This is a genomic window from Lysinibacillus sp. NPDC056232, from assembly GCF_042267565.1.
In the GTDB taxonomy this organism is placed as follows: domain Bacteria; phylum Bacillota; class Bacilli; order Bacillales_A; family Planococcaceae; genus Lysinibacillus.
Genome location: NZ_JBHJTF010000015.1, coordinates 51,305 through 72,564, shown reverse-complemented (window position 1 = coordinate 72,564; position 21,260 = coordinate 51,305). Strand labels below are relative to the sequence as shown.

Here is a 21,260-nt window from a genome sequence, read left to right as displayed (position 1 = left end):
AAGTTTATCTGCGATAGCTCTATTTCGAGCTATCGCTTATATCTTTCATTTCCTGAAAAAAGAACAAGAAAGGAGGGGGCACTGTGAATTTAGATTTTACAGCTATCATTCCCTCTATTCCTTATATATTAAAAGGGATAGGTGTTACACTTCAAATTGCAATCGGTGCATCAATCATCGGTTTTATAGTTGGTATATTACTAGCGTTATGCAAAATTGGCAAAGTGAATGTTTTGCGTTGGTTTGCAGATTTTTATACATCGATTTTCCGTGGTACACCGCTCGTATTACAATTAATGATTATTTATTATGCAGTGCCACAATTATTAGATATTCAAATTGATCCAGTTCCAACGGCTATTATTGCATTCGGGTTAAACTCAGGTGCTTATATTTCAGAAATCATCCGCGCTGGTATTAATGCGGTTGATAAAGGACAGATGGAAGCGGCACAAGCGCTAGGTATTCCATATGCGAAAATGATGAAAGATATTATTATCCCACAAGCCGTAAAAAATATTTTACCATCTTTAGTAAATGAGTTTATTACATTAAATAAAGAAACAGCTGTTGTGACGGTTATTAGTGCACTTGATATTATGCGCCGTGCTTACATTGTAGGTGGTTCAACATATCGCTATCTTGAGCCTTTACTATTTGCGGGTGTGATCTACTACATTATGACGCTTGTATTAACGTTCCTTGGTAGACGAATTGAGAAAGGAATGAGAAAAAGTGATTAAAATTGAAGATTTACACAAATCATATGGACAAAATGAAGTACTACAGGGTATTTCAACAGAAATTAAAGAAAAAGAAGTAATTGCTATTATTGGTCCATCAGGGTCTGGTAAATCAACATTCCTGCGCTGCTTAAATTTATTAGAAGAACCAACGAGCGGAAAGATTACAATTGCGGGTGACGTTCTAACGGACAAAGGGACAAACATGATGAAGATCCGTGAAGAAGTCGGTATGGTATTTCAGCATTTTCATCTTTTCCCTCATAAAACGGTACTTGAAAATTTAACATACGCACCGATTAATGTGAAAGGAATGGATAAGACAGCGGCTATCAAAAAGGCTGAAGATTTATTAACGAAGGTAGGTCTATTTGAAAAGCGCAATGAATATCCAAGCCGTCTATCAGGAGGACAGAAGCAACGTGTTGCTATTGCTCGAGCACTAGCAATGGATCCAAAAGTAATTTTATTTGACGAGCCTACTTCAGCTCTTGATCCTGAAATGGTAAAAGAGGTATTGGCGGTTATGAAAAATCTTGCTGATACTGGGATGACGATGTTAATCGTAACGCATGAGATGGGCTTTGCACGTGAAGTGGCTGATCGTATACTATTCCTTGATGGCGGAAAGTTAATTGAGGATGCACCACCAGAACAGTTTTTCTCATCACCATCTACACAGCGTGCGAAGGATTTTTTAGAAAAAGTATTATAAATGAGATAACGCATTTAGACTTTCTGAAAGGAGGGTCTAAATGCGTTTTTTGTTTACTTTGGTTCATTTGTTGAGGTATCCATACATGATAAACATGGAGGTGCCCATACAAAAACCCTCAGTGTTTGTGTAATAAACCAAGGATGCTTGACAGTCAGTCGACAGTATACGTTAGGTTACTCTTTTTGTGCAATCTAATGATTTTATGCGTATGTGCTTACAATTACTTTGTTTTATGCTTATAATAGGGGGGTCAGATTTTTTATCTTCATTTAGTAGAAGCTCCCACCTCTGAAGGTGGTGAGATGAATGCAGATGTGTTCCTTTTCAGTGAGAGGAACTCAGTCTAATAACGCCACGTCCTGTGGCAATTTATCTGCGCGAAAGCGAAGCGTCAGCGGCAAATGTTTTCTGTAGCGAAAGCAAAGCGACAGCTACAATTACGCCAAGGCGAAATTGATCTGATGAAAAAGTAGCCACAAAGTGAGCGATTGCGATTGAAAAAATTATTATATGTAGCTTTTTTTCTTGTTTTTATAGTCATTTTTTTGTACGTAAACAATCACTGGCTGGTTGTAAGCAAGCATGAATTCGAATCAGAAAAAGTGCCCGCCAGCTTTGATGGGCTACGCATTACGCAAATAACAGATTTACAGGATGCTCTCTTTGGCGAACAGCAAGAGAAACTCATTGCAAAGGTTAAGACAACAAATCCTGACCTGATTTTTATTACAGGTGATTTAGTTGATAGTAATCGTTATAATTTGGAGCGAAGCTTGCAGGCTGTTAGAGGATTAGTTAAATTAGCGGATGTCTATTATGTACTAGGAAACCATGAAGTAGCGACGAATAAAGTGAATGTAATTTATGACGAGCTATCATCGTTAGGTGTACATGTATTGTCCAATGAATCGGCCTTCATTGAGCGCGACGGGGAGCGCTTGGCGATTGTTGGCATCGAAGATCCGTTATCGGGTAGAACAACGAAAGAAATGCTAGAGATAGCAACAAAAAATGTTCCACCAAATGTATTAACGATTTTACTAGCGCATCGACCAGAAGTGTTTAATACGTATGTGGAGTTTGGAATTGATTTAGTATTTGCAGGACATGCACACGGTGGACAAGTTCGAATTCCTGGTATTGGCGGTCTTTTCGCACGAGGACAGGGAATATTCCCGAAATATACGGCAGGCGTTATTGAGGAAGGAACAACAACTATGGCCGTTAGTCGAGGATTAGGTAATAGTACAGTACCTATTCGAGTTTTTAATCCACCAGAGATTCTTGTAATGGAATTAAAGAAAAAATAAGCACTGCGTCTTTGCTACGCAGTGCTTTCTATTTGTTTACGCTCTATACGTTTAACGAGATAGATGCTTATTTCATATAAAATAATCATTGGAATTAATACGAGTAGCTGACTAATAAAATCAGGTGGTGTAATCAAAGCAGAACCAACGCCCATCCCGATATAAGACCAGCCTCGTATTTTTTTCATGGATTCAGCTGTTAGGATCCCTATGGACGATAAAAAGAGGGCTACAATTGGTAATTCAAAGAGTAGTCCGAGTGGTACAGTTGTCATCACTAAAAAATGCATGTATTCATTGGCGGATACCATAACATCAAAATTAGTTGACCCTATACTCACTAAAAATGAATAGCTGAGTGGATTAACAATGAAATAACCGAAAGCTACGCCTAATAAAAAGAGTACAAGCATGACAGGTGCGTAAAGACCGAGAAAACGGCTTTCTTCTTCTTTTAAACCTGGCTTTACGAAACTCCACAAAAAATGAACTAAAAAGGGCATAGATAGCCCGAATGCTAGAGTTGTGGAAATCGTCATGTAAAATTTCACAACCTCTAAAGGCCCTAAAATAATTAGTGAATGTCCTCGAGTGACATAAGGAAACCAAATATTAATGGTAGAGAATACGATAATAAAAAATAGAATAAATACGATAAGCCCTTTAATCATTTGTTTTCGTAGTTCAGTGAGATGTTCAAGCAACGATGTAATTGGAAAAAGGGGTTCATCTGCTACCATATCCTGTTCAATTGTCTCTACTGGAACTTTAACAAAAGCCTCTACAGAGGTGAGAGGCTCGGCTTCTTTCTTATCAAGTGGACTTAAATATTTTCTTTTTCCTTCTTCATATGGATCCATAGGATAACCTCCTACGAAGCATCAGATTTTTTTTCTTCTTTTTTCGCCGGATCATCCTCATCATCGATAAGCCCTTTCGTGGACTTTTTAAACTCTGCGAATGTTTTACCGACTGCACCGCCGATTTCCGGCAATTTTTTAGGACCAAACACGATTAAAACAATGACCAAAATAACGATTAATCCAGGTAGTCCAATTGCTCCAAGACCTCCCATAGTTTTGCCTCCTTTTAATAATTTGTTTAGTATATCAATTATGCCTCGGCATAATTACGTTTGGAATCGGCTTTGTGCAAGCACAAAGAACTCCTTTCCGATTCCGTGACATCCGCCGGAGGCTTTGGGCCAACGTGATGTTGATCACTCAGTTGTTGTTGTTGCTGCCGCTACGCTTTCGCACAGATAAATTGCCACAGGACGTGGCGTTCTTAGACTGAGTTCCTCTATTTCAGCGGGTGTCCAAACACCCGCTGAAAGAAGTTATACTAAGGAACCGCCTGATTTGCTATATTTCACAACACCTTCTGCACAGCGGTAGGCTAGTGCCCCTAAGGTACCTGTAGGGTTATAACCACTATTGTGTGCAAAGTTTCCAGCACTCACAGCAAAAAGATTTTCTACATTCCAATGCTGCAGGTAGTTATTCACAACGCCATCCTCTGGCTTTAAGCTCATAACTGTCCCGCCTGTATTATGAGTTGTTTGATACGGTACAATATTGTAATCAGTGATTTCGGCATTTGGGACAACAGTTTTGGCGCCCATTTCTTTCATAATGTCAGCCGCACGTGCTGAAATATATTTATGAAGTGCGCGATCCTGATCCGTAAAGTTGTACGTTAACTGCATTAAAGGTAAGCCGTAAGCATCCTTATACGTAGAATCAAGAGATAAATAATTTTCTTTATGTGGCATCGAAGCCCCTTGTGCACCAATCCCGAATGAGCGTGTATAGTAATGAATCGATTGCTTTTTAAATTCTGATCCCCATGTTGGTGTATCAGGGGGTGTTGGGTTCGAGCCGATAGGGCGTGCACCCGTTTGTGTTAGAGCGATACTTCCGCCGTGAATAAAATCTAAGTCACTATGATCGAAATTATCACCATTATAGTCATCTAAGCTCATACCAAGTGAACCTGCACCCATAAAGGTGTTATACTGCTCATCAAAAAATCCTGCTGCTCCGGGTAGTATTTGATAGCAATAGTTTCTTCCAAGTGTCCCTTTTCCAGTAGCAGGATCATAGCGTTCGCCAATGTTAGAAACCATCAAGAGCTTGGCATTATTAAAGACGTAACTAGTAAGTACAACAGCGTTTGCTGGTTGAATAAATTCTTCACCAGATATTGTATCGATGTATCGGACACCAGTTACTTTATTGCCTTTCTTTAAGATTTCAACAACATTGGAATTATAGCGTAAGTCAAAATTATTTGTTTTTAATGCAGTAAGAACAACAGTAATCTCTGCAGATGATTTGGCGCCATATTCACAGCCAAAGCGTTCACAGAAGCCGCAATATTGACAAGCATTAATCGTTTCACCGTCAGGGTTCTTATAAACTTCTGATAAATTTGCAGAAGGAACCATGTAAGGCGATAATTTTAATTTTTTTGCAGCTGTTTCAAATTGCGTAAGCATCGGTGTCATTTTCATAGGGCCGGTCGGATAAGGGTTTGAACGTTTTCCGCTAAATGGATTTTTATCATCTCCAGAAATACCAGCCGTTTTTTCGAATTTGTCGAAATAGGGTTCAAGTTCATCGTATGTTAATCCCCAATCCTGTAATAAGTAATCGGGTCCAAGTTTTTTCGGTCCATAACGTTTGTCTGTTAATGTTTTAATTTGAAAATCATATGGTAAGAAGCGATACGTCATACCGTTCCAATGTGTACCAGAGCCGCCAAGCCCTTCACCAAGTAAAAAGGAACCGAGCTGACGCATAGGCAATGCCTTCATATTGCGATTATTACGGAAGCTTACCGTTTCCTTAGAAAGGTTTTGCATAATATCATAACGAATTGCATAACGATACTCGTCATGGACCGTTAGATAATCCTCAGTGCCACGCCTTTGTCCACGCTCTAAACCAACAACCTTTAAGCCAGCCTTTGAGCACTCTGCAGCGACAATGCCGCCGGTCCAACCTACCCCTACTGTAACAACGTCTACACCTGGTAATGTTGTTGCCATTTTCTAACCCCCTTATATTAGTGGCTACCTAATGAATTAGGCTCAATTTTTTGGAATTTCGGATCTTCGATTTGCGTAATATACGCCATTTGATGACCAGGGAAACCTTTCATACGCCAGCCATCCATATTGCGATTCCCACCATAAATAGGGTCAGAGTAAGCGCCCTCTAATGTTGCGGCTCGTAATAAAGTAAAGAAGAAAGCAGATGTGACACCACTCATTTGCACGTCACCTTTCTGGAAGGCAGTTAAAATTTCGTCCATTTGCTTCCCATCGATATCATTAAAGCTCTTTTTATAGCGATTCTGTGCTTCCGACTCCAGCTTTTGAACACCTTGCTTAAAAATTTCCGCACGAGTTAATCGACTCTGATAGCCTTGTGTTGGTGCACCTTCACCAAAGGGTCCATGCATATATTCTTTAGAATTGCTGCCGTATTGCCCCGCTAGCTGATGATCGATAAAGTAGGGCACATCTAAGCCCTTTGCCCCTGGACCTAAATCATCCTCAGGGAGAATGCGTTCAGTAGCATTTGCTAAAATATTAAAATCTCGTTGATTCATAAAGAACATTTTAGCTTTTGGCGAACCGGTCTCTTCAGTAACGGTTCCATGCTGACCATGCTCTAGCGTGGCAGTTCCTTTACCGGGCATGTTATAGCCTACAAGACCTCCTATTAAGCCACCGCTGACTAATGTACCTGCTGCGATCCCTGTTGTTTTTAAAAAATCACGACGTGAAATATCCTTTTCCGGACTCATCGAAATCCTCCCCTCAAAATGTATAGAAACTATTCTATTTTTTATAATCAGCAAAAAAAGGAAATAATAATCAGGTATACATGGAAAAATTTTTAATTTAATCCAACGGATGCATCGAATAGATGTAATCGAGACGAAATGTGGATAAGTTGTGCGTTAATTGTGGATAACGTGTGGATAAAATCGGTGGGGGGAGATAGCAGCAATAGTATGTGTGGTAAGTGATTATGTGAATAAATGAATAAAGGAGCCGCCCCAGTAATGGAAAAGCTCCTTTGTTGTAATTTATTATCGAAAAGTCAGTTTAGTATTTCTTGCATAGCTTCTAATAGTTGCTCGGTAGAGATAGTACGCTCGCCACCGCCTTGTACCATTTGATCACTGCCGCCGCCTTTTCCATTAACGAGTGGCAGTGCTTTGGCAGCGATGTCTTTCATACTTTTCTCAACTTTTGCACCACGTGCTGCGACAAACTGAAGCTTGTCTTCATTTTCTGAAACAAGTAATACGATAGCATCTACCTGTTCAGCGACAACAGTCCGAGCTAATTTTTGAAGCTCTTGCATAGTACGCTGAGTAAAGGCAGCGGTAATAATACGTTTTTCACTAGAAACTAGCGCTTTTGCTTCATAATTTAGCAACTCTTCTTTTGCCGCCACAAGTGCTTTTTCTGTATTTTTCTGTGTTGTTAAGATTTTTGTAAGTGCTGTAGCTGCTTCAGCCTCAGGTACGCTTAATTGTCTTGCAACGTCAGCTAGTACTTTCTTTCGCATGGCTAGCTCAGCTAATACTCGGTGACCACAGACAAAGGAGACACGAATATTGCCTTTCATTTTTTCTGTGCCAAGAATTTTTATTGTGCTGACTTGTCCTGTTGATGTTGGGTGGGTACCGCCACAACCGTTGTAATCAAAGTCTGGAATAATAACAAGTCGAATATCTCCTGTGACGGCTACCTCTTTACGTAGGCTGTAGTTCTCTAGTTCTTTTTCTGTAATCCATGTCGTTTCAATTGGACGGTTCTCTAGAATCATTTCATTGGCACGGGCTTCCGCGGCCATAAGCTGTTCTTCCGTTAGGGCATCTACAGCAATATCAATTGTGACCTGCTCACTACCTAAATGGAAGCTAACAGTTGGTGCATCAAAAAGCTCGACAAAAGCCGCTGTTAAAATATGTTGGCCTGCATGCTGCTGCATATGATCAAAGCGTCGTTGCCAATTCAACTGTCCATGCACTTTTCCAACTAAATTTGAAGAATCGCCTTGAATATAGTGACGAATTTCATCATTAATTTTCTCAACATCAATGACCTCGATATCATTTAAAGTACCTGTATCATGAGGTTGTCCGCCTCCTGTTGGATAGAATGCAGTATTTGATAGCACCACGTAGTTACGGCCATCTATATCTGTTCCTTTATTGACAATTGTTGCATCAAATTCACGTAGCATAACATTTTGATAATATAGTAGCTCTTTCAAGAAAAAGCCTCCTTTATGTAGAGTATCCTTAAGAGAATCACATCTCTTAATTATTTTATTTTCATTTTGGCATAATTACTTTCAAGTGTATACGAGTTTTCTAGTTGACCCATGCTGAATTTGATTTAATATATAAAAGAACAGGTTAACTAAAAGGAGATCATACAATGGAAATTACACAATTCTCAATGGAAGAAATTTTAGATCCAACAAACATTATTGAAGGTAAGCGTTATGAATTTATTTTAGATGTAGATATTGATGAAGAAGATGAGCTTTATCATGAAGCAGGAATTGAGCTTCGTGTACTAATTGCTGAAAAAGGTGAAGAGCCATATATTTTAAATTACTTCATCCTAGAAAAAGCTAAAGGTGAGTATTTAGATTTTGCATTAGAGGATGAAGAGCTAGAAGAGATTTTAGCATTTTGCAAAGAAGAAATCGCCAAAGCATAGTATGCCTGCGTAAAAGTCTTTTTAACAAAAATTAATATTTCCTTATTTGATAAAATTCCGCTTTTCTTTCAGTGGGCAGGCATGAGCTACATTTGCGTACTCTTGTTTGTCTCCTGGGAGTCTATGCGGAATTTTAACTTTATGACCAAAAATATATTTGACTGCCTTATTTTTAAATTAAGGATTATTTAAGATTAGTGAAATATTCGTGTTGTGTTCATGAGCTAAACTATGTTTAAGATATAAAAAAACGGGGATTTTTAAACGAAGAGGTGTTCTATGTCAGTTTATACACATTCAATAATGGTAGCTTTTTTAATAACAATTTTCGCAACCTTTGTGCTATTTGTACCTTGGCTAATTTATACGTATCGGAAATATGGCTACTTATCTGTATCCAAAACGATTATTACGTTCTCATTTATTTTTTACTTCTTATCGGCTTTATGTTTAGTCTTATTGCCTTTCCCAGAAACACGTGATACTTGCTCTCTGCAAGCTCCAGATACAGTGCATTATAATTTACATCCTTTTCAATTTGTCACTGATATTTTAAAGGGTAGTGGGATTGTTTTGACGAATCCATCAACATGGATTTATATCCCAAAGCAGCCTGCTTTTTATCAGGCATTTTATAATTTCTTACTGCTCATGCCGTTTGGCGTGTACTTGCGTTATTTTCTTAAAAAAAGAGAGTACTGGAAGCGTGCATTTCTATTTAGCTTTTTGCTAACATTGTTTTATGAGGTAACCCAATATACAGGGATTTATGGCATCTTTAATTGTGCGTATCGAATTTTTGATGTGGATGATTTAATACTTAACAGTGTTGGTGCACTATTAGGGTTCTTCTTAGCCCCTGTTGTGTGGGCGCTGTTTCCATCTCATGAAGAGGTGACGGCTAAAACAGCAGAAATGGTCGAGAAAGATATTGTCAAACCATTATCTATTTTGTTGGCACTAGCAATAGATTTATTTATAGCGCAAGTTATTTTGTTCTTCGTTAGTGTCGTAACCGGTTATAATGGCATTTTCGAGTTTTTAGTAAAAATTGCTTTGTATATGTTGCTCTTTGGTGTTGTTCCAAGCTTTACAAAAGGTGCAACATTAGGGATGAAGTTTATGCGATTTACAATGATAAGTGAAAACGGCAAAAGTATTGTAAGTCAATCTTGGCGCCGTTGTGTTGCTATTCTCGTGGTAGTCTGTACTTCGGAGATTATAACAATGATAGGCCATATAAAATTAGATATGGATTCACCATTTTATGTACTACAAATTGTCATTACATTGTTAGCCTTTATAGCGAACTTTGTTCTAACAATGGTTATTGCTATTCATGTAATACGTGTCATTGTAAGTGGAGGTAAACGCCGTTTTTATATGGACTATTATGCAGGCTTACTAGCAACGAGAAAAAAATAAGGGGGATTGTTGGATGAAATACGTAATCATCGGAGGAGATGCTGCCGGAATGTCAGCAGCAATGGAAATTTATCGAAATGTACCAGGAGCAGAGATTACATCTGTAGAACGTGGATTTATTTATTCATATGGGCAGTGTGGCTTGCCCTATGTTGTAGATGGGCGTATTTCATCGACAAAGCGTCTTATAGCAAGAGATGTAGAAACGTTTCGTGATAAGTACGGTATTGATGCCCGTGTTGGTCATGAGGTTAACGGAATTGATGTAGACAAGAAGCTTGTTTTTGGAACACAGTCGTCTGGGGAATCATTTGAAATTCCTTATGATAAGCTACTGATTGCAACAGGCGCGGATCCTATTATGCCAGTGGAAAAGGGATCAGATTTAACTGGGATACACACGGTGAAAACAATACCTCAGCTAGAGGATTTACTAGCCGATTTAACGCCAGATATAGAAAATGTAACAATTATAGGTGCAGGCTATATTGGACTAGAGATGGCTGAGACGATTCATGCTTGCGGCAAAAAAGTGAGATTAATTCAACGAGGTAGCTATGTAGCTAGGATTCTAGATGAAGAGCTTGCACAACATGTTCATGAGGAAGCGAAAAAGAATGATATCGAACTTGTGCTAAATACAAAAGTAGAGGCGTTTGAGGGGAATCACCGTGTTGAGCGTGTGATGACGGACAATGGCACATATGATACGGATTTAGTCATTATGGCTGTGGGGATTAAACCGAATACGCAATTTTTAGAGAGTACAGGCATAGCACTAGCTAAAAATGGCGCAGTCATCGTCAATCGACATTTAGAGACATCTGTTGAAAATATTTATGCTGCGGGCGATTGTGCAACGCATTTTAATATTGTGAAAGAACGTTTAGATTATATACCTCTTGGAACGACAGCTAATAAGCAAGGTCGTTTAGCGGGACTCAATATGTCGGGCAAGTTTGCGCCGTTTCGTGGGATTGTAGGTACTTCGATTTTAAAGTTTTTCAATTTAACGATTGCCACGACTGGTATTAATGAGCGCAATGCTAAAGAGCTAGGTTTTGAATATGAGGCATTTAAATTGTCTGCGCGTCATATTGCAGGATATTATCCAGGTGCCCAACGGATGTTTATTAAAATTGTTGTTCGTAAACGAGATCAACAGCTTTTAGGCGCACAAATTGTTGGTCCGGCAGGTGTTGATAAACGGATCGATGTGTTTGCGACAGCCTTATACAATAAAATGACGTTACCAGATTTATTAGATTTAGATTTAGCCTACGCGCCTCCATTCAATGGTGTTTGGGATCCGCTACAACAGGTTGCCAGAATAAATGCGCGTTTATAACATAGGGGGTTATTAAAAATGAGCATTTATGACATTCAGGTTGCTCTAGAAGATGGTACTGAATATAGCTTAGATCGTTATAAGGGCAAGGCAATGTTAATTGTTAATACGGCTTCAAAATGTGGTTTTACACCCCAGTTTGAAGAATTAGAAGGTCTATATAAAAAATACCAGGATGATGGCCTTGTTGTTCTTGGCTTCCCATCAAATCAGTTTAAGCAAGAGGTAGCAACTGCTGAGGAAGCGGCATCACAATGTCGTTTGGAATATGGGGTGACGTTCCCTATGCATGAAATAGTGAAGGTCAATGGGAAGGATGCACACTCTATTTTTGAGCATTTGACATCGCATTCAAAAGGCTTTCTCGGCAACAGTGTAAAGTGGAATTTCACAAAATTCCTTGTGAATCGTAAAGGTGAAGTTGTTGGACGCTATGGATCAGCTGATAAGCCAAGTAGCTTTGAGGATGATATTAAAAAAGTTTTAGCATAAAAAAGATAGAGGAAGGATTCACGCACAAGTTTGTGTGTGAATCTTTTTTGCTCTTTGAAAGGTGGAGATGTCGATAAAATTCAGAAGTTGGGGGATAAAACATGAAAGTTAGTAGATAAAATTCAAAAGTTGGTAGATAAAACGTGAAAGTTGGTAGATAAAATTCAAAAGTTGGGTGATAAATCCCAAAAGTGTTCCGATAAGACTCAAAAGTTGGATGACATTTTGTTAAAACGTATGTCATGTGGATAGGTTGATTGGAGCGGAGACTGGGCGACTTCAGTCGAAACGGAAATCAACCCCTCATTATGCCTTTGATTTAAGGTTGTTGTAAGCTTGCGACAAATTTGCTGTAAGTTTGAGGGCGTATACTAAAGTCAGAAAGAAGAGGTGAGCGTTTATGACGCCATTATTAAAGGTACAAAATGTAGAAAAAACTTACGGCAAAGGCGCAAATACATTTACAGCGCTATCGAATATATCATTTGAAGTAGAAAAAGGAGAGTTTGTTGGTGTAATGGGGCCTTCAGGGGCTGGGAAATCGACGCTACTTAATGTGTTAGCCACAATTGATACGCCAACGACTGGTGAAATTATTATTGGTGATACAAACTTAGCGCGCATGAAGGATGCGGAGTTAGCAGATTTCCGTCGCGACAATCTAGGTTTTATCTTCCAAGACTATAACTTACTCGATTCTTTAACAGTTCGTGAAAATATCGTACTGCCGCTTGCGATTGCAAAAGTGCCAACAAAGGCAATTAACGCAAGGGTAGAACGCATAGCTACACTGTTTGGGATAAAAGAGTTACTCGATAAATACCCATATCAAATTTCTGGTGGGCAAAAGCAACGTACAGCCTCATCACGTGCGTTAGTTACAGAGCCGAAATTAATTTTTGCGGATGAGCCGACTGGTGCTCTTGATTCAAAATCAGCAACAGACTTGCTTGAAAGTTTAAGTGATTTAAATAATTCACAAGCTGCCACGATTATGATGGTTACGCATGATGCATTTGCAGCAAGCTTCTGCCAGCGTATTCTATTCATTCAGGATGGACAGCTTTCTAAGGAAATTCATCGTGGTACTCAAACAAGGAAGCAATTCTTCCAAGAGATATTACAGGTGCTTGCTGGCATCGGAGGTGGAGTAAATGACGTTATTTAGTTTAGCGCGTAAAAATATTCAGCGCAATTTGTCGAATTACTTTTTGTATATCGCTTCGATGGTCTTTAGTATCGTCATCTACTTTACGTTTGTGACATTGAAATATAATGATGATCTTTCAGCCTTAAAACAATCATCGCAGCAAATTAAAGGATTGATGAGTGCATCATCCGTTGTGCTATTATTCTTTATTATCATCTTTATGGCGTATTCTAATTCGTTTTTTATGAAGAGACGAAAAAAAGAAGTAGCACTTTACTCTCTACTTGGTGTGCGTAAGCAAAAAATTGGCTTAATGCTCTTTTTCGAGAATTTAGTGATTGGGCTTGTCTCTCTAGTACTAGGAATTGTTCTTGGATTCTTTATGTCACAAGGTTTATTAATGATTTTGGTACGTTTGATGGGCTATGATGTTGTAGGAAGTTTAACATTTTCTACTGAGGCTCTAGTAAATACAGCAGGAATTTTTACACTACTATTTTTATTCACATCTTTACAGGGCTATCGTGTCATCTATCAATTTAAATTGATTGACCTGTTCCATGCTGAGAAGCAAGGAGAGAAAATTCCACGTGCATCATTCTTAGCAGCTATTCTTGGGACAGCGCTAATTGCATTTGGATATTATACAGCCTCTGAAGATATATTTACGAGCAATATTTGGCGATTTTTCACAGTGCTAGGTACTCCACTAATGGTTATAGGTGTAACGATTGCAGGGACATATCTATTATTTCATAGTGTTAGCGTATTTGTATTAACGGCGTTGAAAAAAGCAACTTCTTGGTCATGGAAAGGCTTGAATTTAATTGGTGTATCACAATTATTGTACCGTATTCGAGCAAATGCTAAATCGCTTTCGATCATCGCTATTTTAAGTGCGACAACAATCACAGCTGGTGGCGGCGTTTTCGGAATGTATTACAATGCAGAAGCCAGCGTACGTCATATGCTACCTAACACATTTATGTGGAAGGGCAATACGGTAAAATTTTCTCAAGAAGACGTCTTGTACAACGAATCGCTTTCTGTGAAAAATTTACGCGTGGATAATGAATTTTCGTTTTTTGAATATACATTATTAAAGGAATCTGACTATAATCGTTTAGCAAAATTGCAGGGGAAAGATGAAGAACTGCACATTGCAAATGGTTCAACCGTTTTACTTGATGCAAGCTTCGATGAACGTTTTTCACATGATTTTACGGGTGAAGGGTTTAAATTGGAGAACGGGGAATCATTCCATGTTGATAAAATGTATACAGAGAGTGTATTAAACTTTATTGCAGCTGGTACAGTGCTCGTTGTTAATGATAAAGTATTCGCTGCAACAAATGCAGAAAGTGTTAAAATGCAGGTAGTCGGTATGGATAATGACTTGAAGCAACAAGCTATTTCAAAGGAGATTTCCAATCAACTAGCTACTGAACAGCAGGAAGGATTCTCAAGTGTTCCACAAAGTTATGAGGCTAGTTTAGCTACTGTAGGATCACTATTGTTTGTAGGAAGCTTTTTAGGATTAGTATTTTTAGCAGCGACAGGAAGTATTATTTACTTCAAAATTTTAACTGAGGCAGAGGAAGATCAGTCTAAATATGCGATTTTAAATAAAATCGGTGTTAATAAAAAACAGATATTAAAAACAGTTGCAGGGCAGGTTGCCGTTATCTTTAGTGCACCACTTGTTGTTGGTATCGCACATAGTGCATTTGCGCTGCTAGCCTTTTCACAACTATTTGGTATGGATATAACGAAACCAGTAATACTGTGGATGATTGCTTATTCTGCAATTTACGGCGTATATTATATCTTTACAGTTCGTTCATTCTATAAAATTGTTAGACAGGGGAATTAATATGAAAAAAGTCTTCTTAGGTATAGGAGCATTGTTTTTATTGTTCGTAGCAGGTCTTGTCGTTCTAATGACCGTAGATTTTAACCGTTTAAATAAAGAAGCATACTATGTTCATATCACTACTGACGGTGAAGTAGAGGAATTCAAGGCAAGCAACGGCGAAATATCGAAGTCATATTGGTATGAGGTACCTGCTTATGACAAAAACGGTGAAGAGCAAACATTAAAGTTTTCAGCTCAGAAAAATTTACGCCACGATGCATACTTGAAGCTTTATGTAAAAAAAGAAACGGAAGTTACATCATATGATGAAGTAAAATTCCATGAGCTACCTAAAAAAGTACAAGATCAATTTAAGAAATAAGATGAAGGAGTAGTCCCTTGTATCGGGCTACTCCTTTTTTTCTTCTTGTAATTGAATGCTGACAGTTGTACCTTGTTGTTCTTCAGAGGTAATCGTTACAGTTCCTCCGTGCGCTTCAATAATATCTCTAGCAATAGCAGTACCTAAACCAGTACCATGTGTTTGCTCAGTATTTGTCCCTCGATAATAGCGCTCGAAAATATGTTCAAGATCTTCGGCAGAAATGCCATTACCGTTATCAGAAATCGTAATTGAATGATCTTCAACAAGAATATTAACTGATACGTCGGAAGGATTATGAAGCAATGCATTGTGTAAAAAATTCATTACCGCTCGTCGCATAAAGTGCTCGTCAATGAGATGCTTGATGACATCTTTAGTTGCATTAAATTCAATATTGGCCTGCTCATATTGAGGAGTATTGAGTGTATCAATAACGATTTCACGAATAAATTGCACCATATTTACTTCGGTTAAGCTGAGTGGCAGCTGCTGATGTCTTAATCGCATAGTTAAATTTAAATCATCCAGTAAATCTTGCATATGCAATGATTGTTTTTCGATAATCTGAACGTATTCTGTTTGTTCATCAGTAGTTAATTTTCCATCATTCAGTAGCTCCGCATACCCACGAATCGAGGCAAGTGGTGTTTTCATATCGTGTGATACATTGCTAATCCATTCCTCACGCATCATCTCAAGTCGTTTGCGTTCCTGCTCGTGTGCAGCTAGTTCTCTTGATACCTCATTTAAATTCTCGAAAACAGGTTTGTACACACCACCTGGCACTTTACTAGTCACATGCTCATGATTCTTTAAATGACGAATACGTTCAATCATTGCATGTAGAGGTTTGGTCAATGTTCGACCGAAAAGCCACCCAACGAGTGTAGCTACTAATAAATCAGCAATGACAATAAGCAAACCAAACTTGCCAATAAACTGTAAGACTGATGAGCCAGAAAAATGAGTGACATATCTAGTAACGCCACTTTCCTCGATGCCGATAAGATAACTAATACTTTCTTTACTTCCCACATACACGGTAGTATCCACATCGAATTCTTTATATTTATAAACTTGAATTAAGTCAATCGGCGCATAGTGTGAAGGAGCTTTATCTGGAGCAAAATGGGCTTCAACGACCTGTCCATTACTATCAAGTAATTGAATCCAGGCATTTCGCTGATGCAATTGTTGAAGTCCATCCTTGCTTATTGCTGGCGTTCCATTACTTATATCAATATATTGCTGGAACTCGCGCACGAAGTTTTCCTCTGAATACGAAGTTGTATGATCGTAATCTTTTACCTGTTGAAAAATGAAAAACCCAATTAAAATGGCTGTATTCAAGAAAATAACAATAATAACAATCGACAGCACAGAAAGAAGGAATCTAGCTGTTAATTTCCATTTCATACTTGCTCCTCTTTTGGAACGACAAATTTATAGCCAAGCCCTTTTACAGTTGTAATATACATAGGTTTTGATGCATCATTTTCAACCTTTTCACGCAGACGTCGAATATGCACCATAACAGTGTTGTCTGAGCCGAAAAAGTCCTCTCCCCATACACGTTCAAACAGCGTTTCTTTACTTAAAATTCGATTAGGATTGTTCATAAAGCAAGCCATCAAGCCGATTTCCTTCGCCGTTAGCTCTAATAAAATGCCGTCTTTATGTACTTCCGTTTCATCCCCATTAAGCAAGAATGGACCAACTTGAATCGATTTCGCGGAAGTTACTGGCGCTGCTTCCTGCGTTTGATAACCAGCTCTGCGAAGCTGTGCTTTCACACGATAGGCGACCTCTTTAGGACTAAAAGGTTTCGTAATATAATCGTCCCCTCCGATCGCAAGTCCTAAAATTTTATCAATTTCCTCATTTTTCGCTGACATGAAAAGCACCGGCACATGCGACACTTCTCGAATACGTCGACATAAATCGTAGCCCTCGCCATCAGGAAGCATCACATCAAGAAGTACAATATCGGGTTGTGTCTGTTGAAAGCTCGTCCAAGCTTCTTGAATGGAGCCAGCTGTATGAATTTGCTTATAACCTTCTTTTTGTAGGCTGACTTTTAGAAGGTTTGCTAAATCTGCCTCATCATCCACCACTAGAATAGTTGGTTCTTGCATTGTTCACACGTCCTTTCTTTTTTATTATTGTAAATCGTCATTAGAATTTTAAGAATAGTGTATAGCTAATAAGTTTAGCAGTATCGCGATAAACAATTCCTTATAACCCTAAAAAGATTCTTCAATATAACGTGGAGTTGATTACCGTTCCGACTGAGCACTTGGATCAAAAAGATGTTGGTCACGAAGGCGTTATCACAGGACGTAATCTTCTTAGCCTTCGTTCCTCTACTTGCTCGCTCCAGGATCTCATTTGTGACACTGGTCGCCAAGTCTTCACTCCAATCAACTCATATAGATGGTACATGTTTTAACAAATTTCATCCCTGATTTTTTGTGATGAGTCCTAAAGAAGTTTGATCTAACTAATCAGAATAGAGTCGTGGGTGATAAATTTCCTTAAGAAGTGGCCATCTTAGCTTGGGATCTTCAAACAGATTGAAGTTCCTTATGTGACTCATTATAAATGAAACTTGCTTGAAAGAGGAGATTGAAACATTACTGAAGGTTTTTTAAGGAATCATCATTCTTCACAGAAATAGTTGAGAGTTTTAGTGACTGAGTTTCGATATAGTTAGTGAAGAAGCTTTTTCAAATAAACATAAAGGGGGCGAAATGGTGAGATGCACATCTAAAAACTTCATAAGCCGTTTACAAAGCCAAAAAGAAGATGCGCTTGAGTATGTAATTGAACATTATTCTGGCTTCGTACATGCGATAGCATATAAAATTCTTTCCGGTATTAATAAAGATTCTATTGATGACTGTGTTAATGATGTATTCCTAGCCATTTGGCAAAATGCAAAGCAATTTAAGGGCGAATCAGAGGATTTCAAAAAATGGATAGGGATGCTGACAAAATATAAAGCCATAGATTTATTCCGTAAGCTTGAAAAACAACAGCAAAGAGAAAAAGGAGACGAGGAGCTCTTGCAAAAGCCTGATATAAAAGATATACAGCAGGAGCTTTTGAAAAAGGAGCAACGAAACGATTTACTAATGGCTATTAGTCATTTGGAAAATATTGATCGAGATATTTTTATGATGAAGTTTTATTTGCAATTAACGAATCCTGAGATAGCAGAAGCGCTACATTTATCAAAAGCAGCCGTAGAAAACCGACTTTATCGAGGGAAGAAGAAGCTAGCATCAACAATACAGTTGAAGGAGGCATTTATATGACTAAAAGTTATAAAGAGTGGCTGGACCTGGATGTGGATCAAATTGAACCAATCGAATTATCTGCACAACGAAAAATGAACCTTAAACAAACGGTTTTAAAGAAGCAAGCAACAAGAAAGCGTATGCCAAAATGGGTGCGTCATATAGCAGCGGCAGCAATAATTGGCATCAGCATGGTAACTACCGTAAGTATTGCTTTTCCAACATTTGCTTCACAAATTCCGTTTATGAAAAACATCGCTAGCTATTTTGATAATAAAAATACTATGCTTGAGAATTTTGATAGTTATGCAACGGAAATTGGACAGGTTCATTCTAGTAATGGCTTATCTATGATGATAGAAAATGCTGTGTATGACGGTACATCACTGACAATTTCTTATGCACTTGAAACAGATATAGATTTAGGCACTTTTCCATTTATAGAAGGTGAGTTCATTGATATTAAGGATGCTGTAGGTGCGGTAGGAAGTAGTCGACTGGAAAAGATAAGTGATAATAAATATGTTGGATTAGCAAAAATAACACCTGATTTTGATAAAGAAGCTCCAGATGAATTAGAAATGACGTGGAAACCAGAAGCTTTTCTCAACACGGATAACGATACAAAAGTGGAGGGGGATTGGGCATTTAATTTTAAGGTCTCTAAGCTAGCAGGTGAGCTACAGCTAGTCAATGAAACTGTTTCAAACTATGATGTCACAGCTCGATTTACAGCCCTTGAAAAAAATGATATGTCTACTGTTATTAATTTTGATTATGAAGCAAACCCAGAAGTGATAAAAAAGTGGCCGGAAGTTACAGTTCAATTTGATGAACTACGAGATAATTTAGGCAATACGTATGTGGTAAATGGAAATGGTGCTTCAAGTCGCGACGGTGGTATTTCTTATAAATCAAGTGCTACTGTCCAGGCTATCAATCCAACTGCTACATCCATTACATTTGTCCCTGTTATTTATTTCTCCTTGGGCTCAGGAAAAGGCACGGAATTAAAAGAGATGGATCCTGTGACAATTCCATTAAAATAACAGTACCCGTGGAAAGCGTGTGAAGACCAACCATGTGAAATTCGCACTAAGAGATTAAATATCCACAAAAAATAATAACCTAGGGAAGATAACGAAAGGGTTTTTGTGCAATCAACAAGCACAAAGACCCTTTTTATTGTAAATCGTCACTAGAGTTTTAAGAATAGCGTATAGCTATATGTTTAGTTGTGGCGCGATAACCATTTCTTTATTATTTCAAAAAAGGTGGATACATTCATTACTTGAATTAAAATTCTTAAGGTAGTAACCCGTAAATACCTTTGCAGGAAAAATAATTACTTATGTTCCATTTTGTTCAAAGCATACAAGTTGTTGCTACTTTAAGGGATGCCCTGCCTAATTTGGCTACAATTCCAAAACAGGTAAGGAATGGTTGGTTCGATGTGACGAGAACTATAAATAAATAACATGTTCGGTATAATTGTTGTGAAATCAAACCTTAACATGAATCATGTTAAGGTTTGATTTTGTATAAGCTATTTATGTAAATTAGTATTCAACTTTTATACTTTACATATGGGTAAAGAAGGGGGCGGTGTTATTTGCGAATAAAAATTTTTACATATTTGTCAATGATGTTCTTGTTTTTAACATTTCTTGTTGGATTAGCACCACAATTCATCCTGGAAATTAGCACTAACTAGCTCCAGTGTTCGACTACTGATCGCTGGAGCGTTTTTATTACCCAATACATAATAGCGAAATTCTTGAAATAGCTGGAATTGTGATGTAGAATAGAAATAAACAGAATATTTTGTTTATTGATAAATGACTTCAAAAATATTGTCTAACTAATTTAAGTAAATTAGTAGATGATATCAAATAACCAAAAGGGGATGAAAGTATTGGCTCGGAAGTATTGGACACCGATGATTTTAGGACTCTTATCTGGAATATTGGTGCTTCCTGGTATACTCAAGTGGTTAGGGATACCAACTTTTGCTCAATTACTTTACAGAGTTCTTGGTCCATCTAATACAATCAATATTGCTCTAGCTCTATTATTATTAACTATACTCATTTTCATAGTACTAAAACTGCCTACACCTAAAAAGAAATGAAGATGCTTGTGTTTATTAAACAATAAAAGCACAGACTTTTACATTGCATTTGTACGAGTCTGTGCTTTTTTATGTATAAATGGTTGAAAATATATAAAATGAACGTCATAATTTTCCATATGTTCTATAACAATTCTACTGGATGAAAATCATGCACGAAGAAAAAAGATTTCAACGCTACTGTAATTATTCAATACATACGATTAGTGATATTTCCCTCGAAATGGAAGGAATTATCGAACTTGATGTCGAAATTAAGTTTTACAAGCGGCAATTTACTACAAAGAGATATATCAAGCGTTGAAATCAAATTTAACTTCTTTCAGCAAATGTCTTTTGACCGAAAGCGTAGCGACAGGTACAGGTGTCCAAACACCCGCTGAGAAAGAGGAACTCAGTCTAAGAACGCCACGTCCTGTGGCAATTTATCTGTGCGAAAGCGAAGCGACAGCAACACGGTTTTATCTGTGCGAAAGCGAAGCGACAGCAACAACAACAACAACAACAACAACAACACGCGACTGAGTGACCAACATCACGTTGGCCCAAAGCCTCCGGCGGATGTCACAGAATCGGCTTTGTGCAAGAACAAAGCCGATTCCGGACGCAATTATACCAAGGCATAGTTGATCAAAAATCAATATACATA

21 protein-coding genes are annotated in these 21,260 nt (G+C 38.0%); 14 read left to right on the top strand and 7 right to left on the bottom strand.

Annotated elements, in window-relative coordinates; all coding sequences use genetic code 11:
- Positions 1 to 83 precede the first annotated feature (83 nt).
- The 3 genes from ACFCYJ_RS13155 to ACFCYJ_RS13145 all read left to right on the top strand — a co-directional run bounded on the left by ACFCYJ_RS13155 (position 84) and on the right by ACFCYJ_RS13145 (position 2,771).
- Positions 84 to 743, top strand: coding sequence for an amino acid ABC transporter permease (locus ACFCYJ_RS13155; RefSeq protein WP_376074388.1), 660 nt, complete (start codon positions 84 to 86; stop codon positions 741 to 743).
- Entirely contained in the window at positions 736 to 1,458 is a 723-nt protein-coding gene (locus ACFCYJ_RS13150) for an amino acid ABC transporter ATP-binding protein (RefSeq protein WP_376074387.1), read from the top strand. Before ACFCYJ_RS13155 ends, ACFCYJ_RS13150 begins: the two co-directional genes overlap by 8 nt.
- A gap of 497 nt (positions 1,459 to 1,955) precedes the next feature.
- Positions 1,956 to 2,771: a metallophosphoesterase gene (locus ACFCYJ_RS13145; RefSeq protein ID WP_376074386.1), complete on the top strand. Its 816-nt coding sequence runs from the start codon at positions 1,956 to 1,958 to the stop codon at positions 2,769 to 2,771.
- 14 nt (positions 2,772 to 2,785) lie between these two features.
- On the opposite strand, the gene tatC is transcribed toward ACFCYJ_RS13145, so the two are convergent.
- The 5 genes from tatC to ACFCYJ_RS13120 all read right to left on the bottom strand — a co-directional run bounded on the left by tatC (position 2,786) and on the right by ACFCYJ_RS13120 (position 8,071).
- Positions 2,786 to 3,631, bottom strand: a complete 846-nt coding sequence (gene tatC / locus ACFCYJ_RS13140) for a twin-arginine translocase subunit TatC (RefSeq protein ID WP_376074385.1) — start codon at positions 3,629 to 3,631, stop codon at positions 2,786 to 2,788.
- A gap of 11 nt (positions 3,632 to 3,642) precedes the next feature.
- Positions 3,643 to 3,846 (bottom strand): twin-arginine translocase TatA/TatE family subunit, encoded by a 204-nt coding sequence (gene tatA / locus ACFCYJ_RS13135; protein ID WP_376074384.1) that lies wholly within the window; start codon positions 3,844 to 3,846, stop codon positions 3,643 to 3,645.
- Between the two features lie 264 nt (positions 3,847 to 4,110).
- Positions 4,111 to 5,823: a GMC family oxidoreductase gene (locus tag ACFCYJ_RS13130; protein ID WP_376074383.1), complete on the bottom strand. Its 1,713-nt coding sequence runs from the start codon at positions 5,821 to 5,823 to the stop codon at positions 4,111 to 4,113.
- Between the two features lie 17 nt (positions 5,824 to 5,840).
- On the bottom strand, positions 5,841 to 6,587 hold the full coding sequence (locus tag ACFCYJ_RS13125; RefSeq protein WP_376074382.1) for a gluconate 2-dehydrogenase subunit 3 family protein: 747 nt from the start codon (positions 6,585 to 6,587) through the stop codon (positions 5,841 to 5,843).
- A gap of 299 nt (positions 6,588 to 6,886) precedes the next feature.
- Entirely contained in the window at positions 6,887 to 8,071 is a 1,185-nt protein-coding gene (locus ACFCYJ_RS13120) for an alanyl-tRNA editing protein (RefSeq protein ID WP_376074381.1), read from the bottom strand.
- A 167-nt stretch (positions 8,072 to 8,238) separates the two neighbouring features.
- Between ACFCYJ_RS13120 and ACFCYJ_RS13115 the strand changes: the two genes are divergently transcribed.
- The 7 genes from ACFCYJ_RS13115 to ACFCYJ_RS13085 all read left to right on the top strand — a co-directional run bounded on the left by ACFCYJ_RS13115 (position 8,239) and on the right by ACFCYJ_RS13085 (position 15,178).
- Positions 8,239 to 8,526 carry a DUF6509 family protein gene (locus ACFCYJ_RS13115; RefSeq protein ID WP_376074380.1) on the top strand — a complete coding sequence of 96 codons (288 nt, stop codon included), beginning with the start codon at positions 8,239 to 8,241 and terminating at the stop codon, positions 8,524 to 8,526.
- 279 nt (positions 8,527 to 8,805) lie between these two features.
- Positions 8,806 to 9,951: a VanZ family protein gene (locus ACFCYJ_RS13110; RefSeq protein WP_376074379.1), complete on the top strand. Its 1,146-nt coding sequence runs from the start codon at positions 8,806 to 8,808 to the stop codon at positions 9,949 to 9,951.
- Between the two features lie 13 nt (positions 9,952 to 9,964).
- On the top strand, positions 9,965 to 11,299 hold the full coding sequence (locus ACFCYJ_RS13105) for an FAD-dependent oxidoreductase (protein ID WP_376074378.1): 1,335 nt from the start codon (positions 9,965 to 9,967) through the stop codon (positions 11,297 to 11,299).
- Between the two features lie 18 nt (positions 11,300 to 11,317).
- Positions 11,318 to 11,791, top strand: coding sequence for a glutathione peroxidase (locus tag ACFCYJ_RS13100; protein ID WP_376074377.1), 474 nt, complete (start codon positions 11,318 to 11,320; stop codon positions 11,789 to 11,791).
- 400 nt (positions 11,792 to 12,191) lie between these two features.
- Positions 12,192 to 12,959 (top strand): ABC transporter ATP-binding protein, encoded by a 768-nt coding sequence (locus ACFCYJ_RS13095; protein ID WP_376074376.1) that lies wholly within the window; start codon positions 12,192 to 12,194, stop codon positions 12,957 to 12,959.
- Complete coding sequence (locus ACFCYJ_RS13090) at positions 12,946 to 14,814, top strand: FtsX-like permease family protein (RefSeq protein WP_376074375.1); 1,869 nt, start codon at positions 12,946 to 12,948, stop codon at positions 14,812 to 14,814. Before ACFCYJ_RS13095 ends, ACFCYJ_RS13090 begins: the two co-directional genes overlap by 14 nt.
- A 1-nt stretch (position 14,815) precedes the next feature.
- Positions 14,816 to 15,178, top strand: a complete 363-nt coding sequence (locus ACFCYJ_RS13085) for a YxeA family protein (protein WP_376074374.1) — start codon at positions 14,816 to 14,818, stop codon at positions 15,176 to 15,178.
- Positions 15,179 to 15,205: 27 nt separating this feature from the next.
- Here ACFCYJ_RS13085 and ACFCYJ_RS13080 read toward each other — a convergent pair whose 3' ends face one another.
- Both ACFCYJ_RS13080 and ACFCYJ_RS13075 read right to left on the bottom strand, forming a co-directional pair.
- On the bottom strand, positions 15,206 to 16,597 hold the full coding sequence (locus tag ACFCYJ_RS13080) for a sensor histidine kinase (protein ID WP_376074373.1): 1,392 nt from the start codon (positions 16,595 to 16,597) through the stop codon (positions 15,206 to 15,208).
- The gene (locus ACFCYJ_RS13075) at positions 16,594 to 17,316 is read right to left on the bottom strand and encodes a response regulator transcription factor (protein ID WP_376074372.1); all 723 of its coding nucleotides are present in this window, start codon (positions 17,314 to 17,316) and stop codon (positions 16,594 to 16,596) included. The genes ACFCYJ_RS13080 and ACFCYJ_RS13075 overlap by 4 nt, the downstream gene beginning before the upstream one ends.
- Positions 17,317 to 17,931: 615 nt before the next feature.
- Between ACFCYJ_RS13075 and ACFCYJ_RS13070 the strand changes: the two genes are divergently transcribed.
- The 4 genes from ACFCYJ_RS13070 to ACFCYJ_RS13055 all read left to right on the top strand — a co-directional run bounded on the left by ACFCYJ_RS13070 (position 17,932) and on the right by ACFCYJ_RS13055 (position 21,136).
- Positions 17,932 to 18,498, top strand: a complete 567-nt coding sequence (locus ACFCYJ_RS13070; protein ID WP_376074371.1) for a sigma-70 family RNA polymerase sigma factor — start codon at positions 17,932 to 17,934, stop codon at positions 18,496 to 18,498.
- Positions 18,495 to 19,529, top strand: coding sequence for a DUF4179 domain-containing protein (locus ACFCYJ_RS13065; protein WP_376074370.1), 1,035 nt, complete (start codon positions 18,495 to 18,497; stop codon positions 19,527 to 19,529). Before ACFCYJ_RS13070 ends, ACFCYJ_RS13065 begins: the two co-directional genes overlap by 4 nt.
- An 866-nt stretch (positions 19,530 to 20,395) precedes the next feature.
- Positions 20,396 to 20,611 (top strand): hypothetical protein, encoded by a 216-nt coding sequence (locus tag ACFCYJ_RS13060; RefSeq protein ID WP_376074369.1) that lies wholly within the window; start codon positions 20,396 to 20,398, stop codon positions 20,609 to 20,611.
- Between the two features lie 336 nt (positions 20,612 to 20,947).
- Positions 20,948 to 21,136 carry a hypothetical protein gene (locus ACFCYJ_RS13055; RefSeq protein ID WP_376074368.1) on the top strand — a complete coding sequence of 63 codons (189 nt, stop codon included), beginning with the start codon at positions 20,948 to 20,950 and terminating at the stop codon, positions 21,134 to 21,136.
- The last annotated feature ends 124 nt before the right edge of the window (positions 21,137 to 21,260 follow it).

Bases quoted from the DNA above. Each gene is read 5' to 3' on its own strand.
- tatC (WP_376074385.1), bottom strand. From the start codon at position 3,631: ATGGATCCATATGAAGAAGGAAAAAGAAAATATTTAAGTCCACTTGAT.
- tatA (WP_376074384.1), bottom strand. From the start codon at position 3,846: ATGGGAGGTCTTGGAGCAATTGGACTACCTGGATTAATCGTTATTTTG.
- ACFCYJ_RS13130 (WP_376074383.1), bottom strand. From the start codon at position 5,823: ATGGCAACAACATTACCAGGTGTAGACGTTGTTACAGTAGGGGTAGGT.
- ACFCYJ_RS13125 (WP_376074382.1), bottom strand. From the start codon at position 6,587: ATGAGTCCGGAAAAGGATATTTCACGTCGTGATTTTTTAAAAACAACA.
- ACFCYJ_RS13115 (WP_376074380.1), top strand. From the start codon at position 8,239: ATGGAAATTACACAATTCTCAATGGAAGAAATTTTAGATCCAACAAAC.
- ACFCYJ_RS13110 (WP_376074379.1), top strand. From the start codon at position 8,806: ATGTCAGTTTATACACATTCAATAATGGTAGCTTTTTTAATAACAATT.
- ACFCYJ_RS13105 (WP_376074378.1), top strand. From the start codon at position 9,965: ATGAAATACGTAATCATCGGAGGAGATGCTGCCGGAATGTCAGCAGCA.
- ACFCYJ_RS13100 (WP_376074377.1), top strand. From the start codon at position 11,318: ATGAGCATTTATGACATTCAGGTTGCTCTAGAAGATGGTACTGAATAT.
- ACFCYJ_RS13095 (WP_376074376.1), top strand. From the start codon at position 12,192: ATGACGCCATTATTAAAGGTACAAAATGTAGAAAAAACTTACGGCAAA.
- ACFCYJ_RS13090 (WP_376074375.1), top strand. From the start codon at position 12,946: ATGACGTTATTTAGTTTAGCGCGTAAAAATATTCAGCGCAATTTGTCG.
- ACFCYJ_RS13085 (WP_376074374.1), top strand. From the start codon at position 14,816: ATGAAAAAAGTCTTCTTAGGTATAGGAGCATTGTTTTTATTGTTCGTA.
- ACFCYJ_RS13080 (WP_376074373.1), bottom strand. From the start codon at position 16,597: ATGAAATGGAAATTAACAGCTAGATTCCTTCTTTCTGTGCTGTCGATT.
- ACFCYJ_RS13075 (WP_376074372.1), bottom strand. From the start codon at position 17,316: ATGCAAGAACCAACTATTCTAGTGGTGGATGATGAGGCAGATTTAGCA.
- ACFCYJ_RS13070 (WP_376074371.1), top strand. From the start codon at position 17,932: ATGGTGAGATGCACATCTAAAAACTTCATAAGCCGTTTACAAAGCCAA.
- ACFCYJ_RS13065 (WP_376074370.1), top strand. From the start codon at position 18,495: ATGACTAAAAGTTATAAAGAGTGGCTGGACCTGGATGTGGATCAAATT.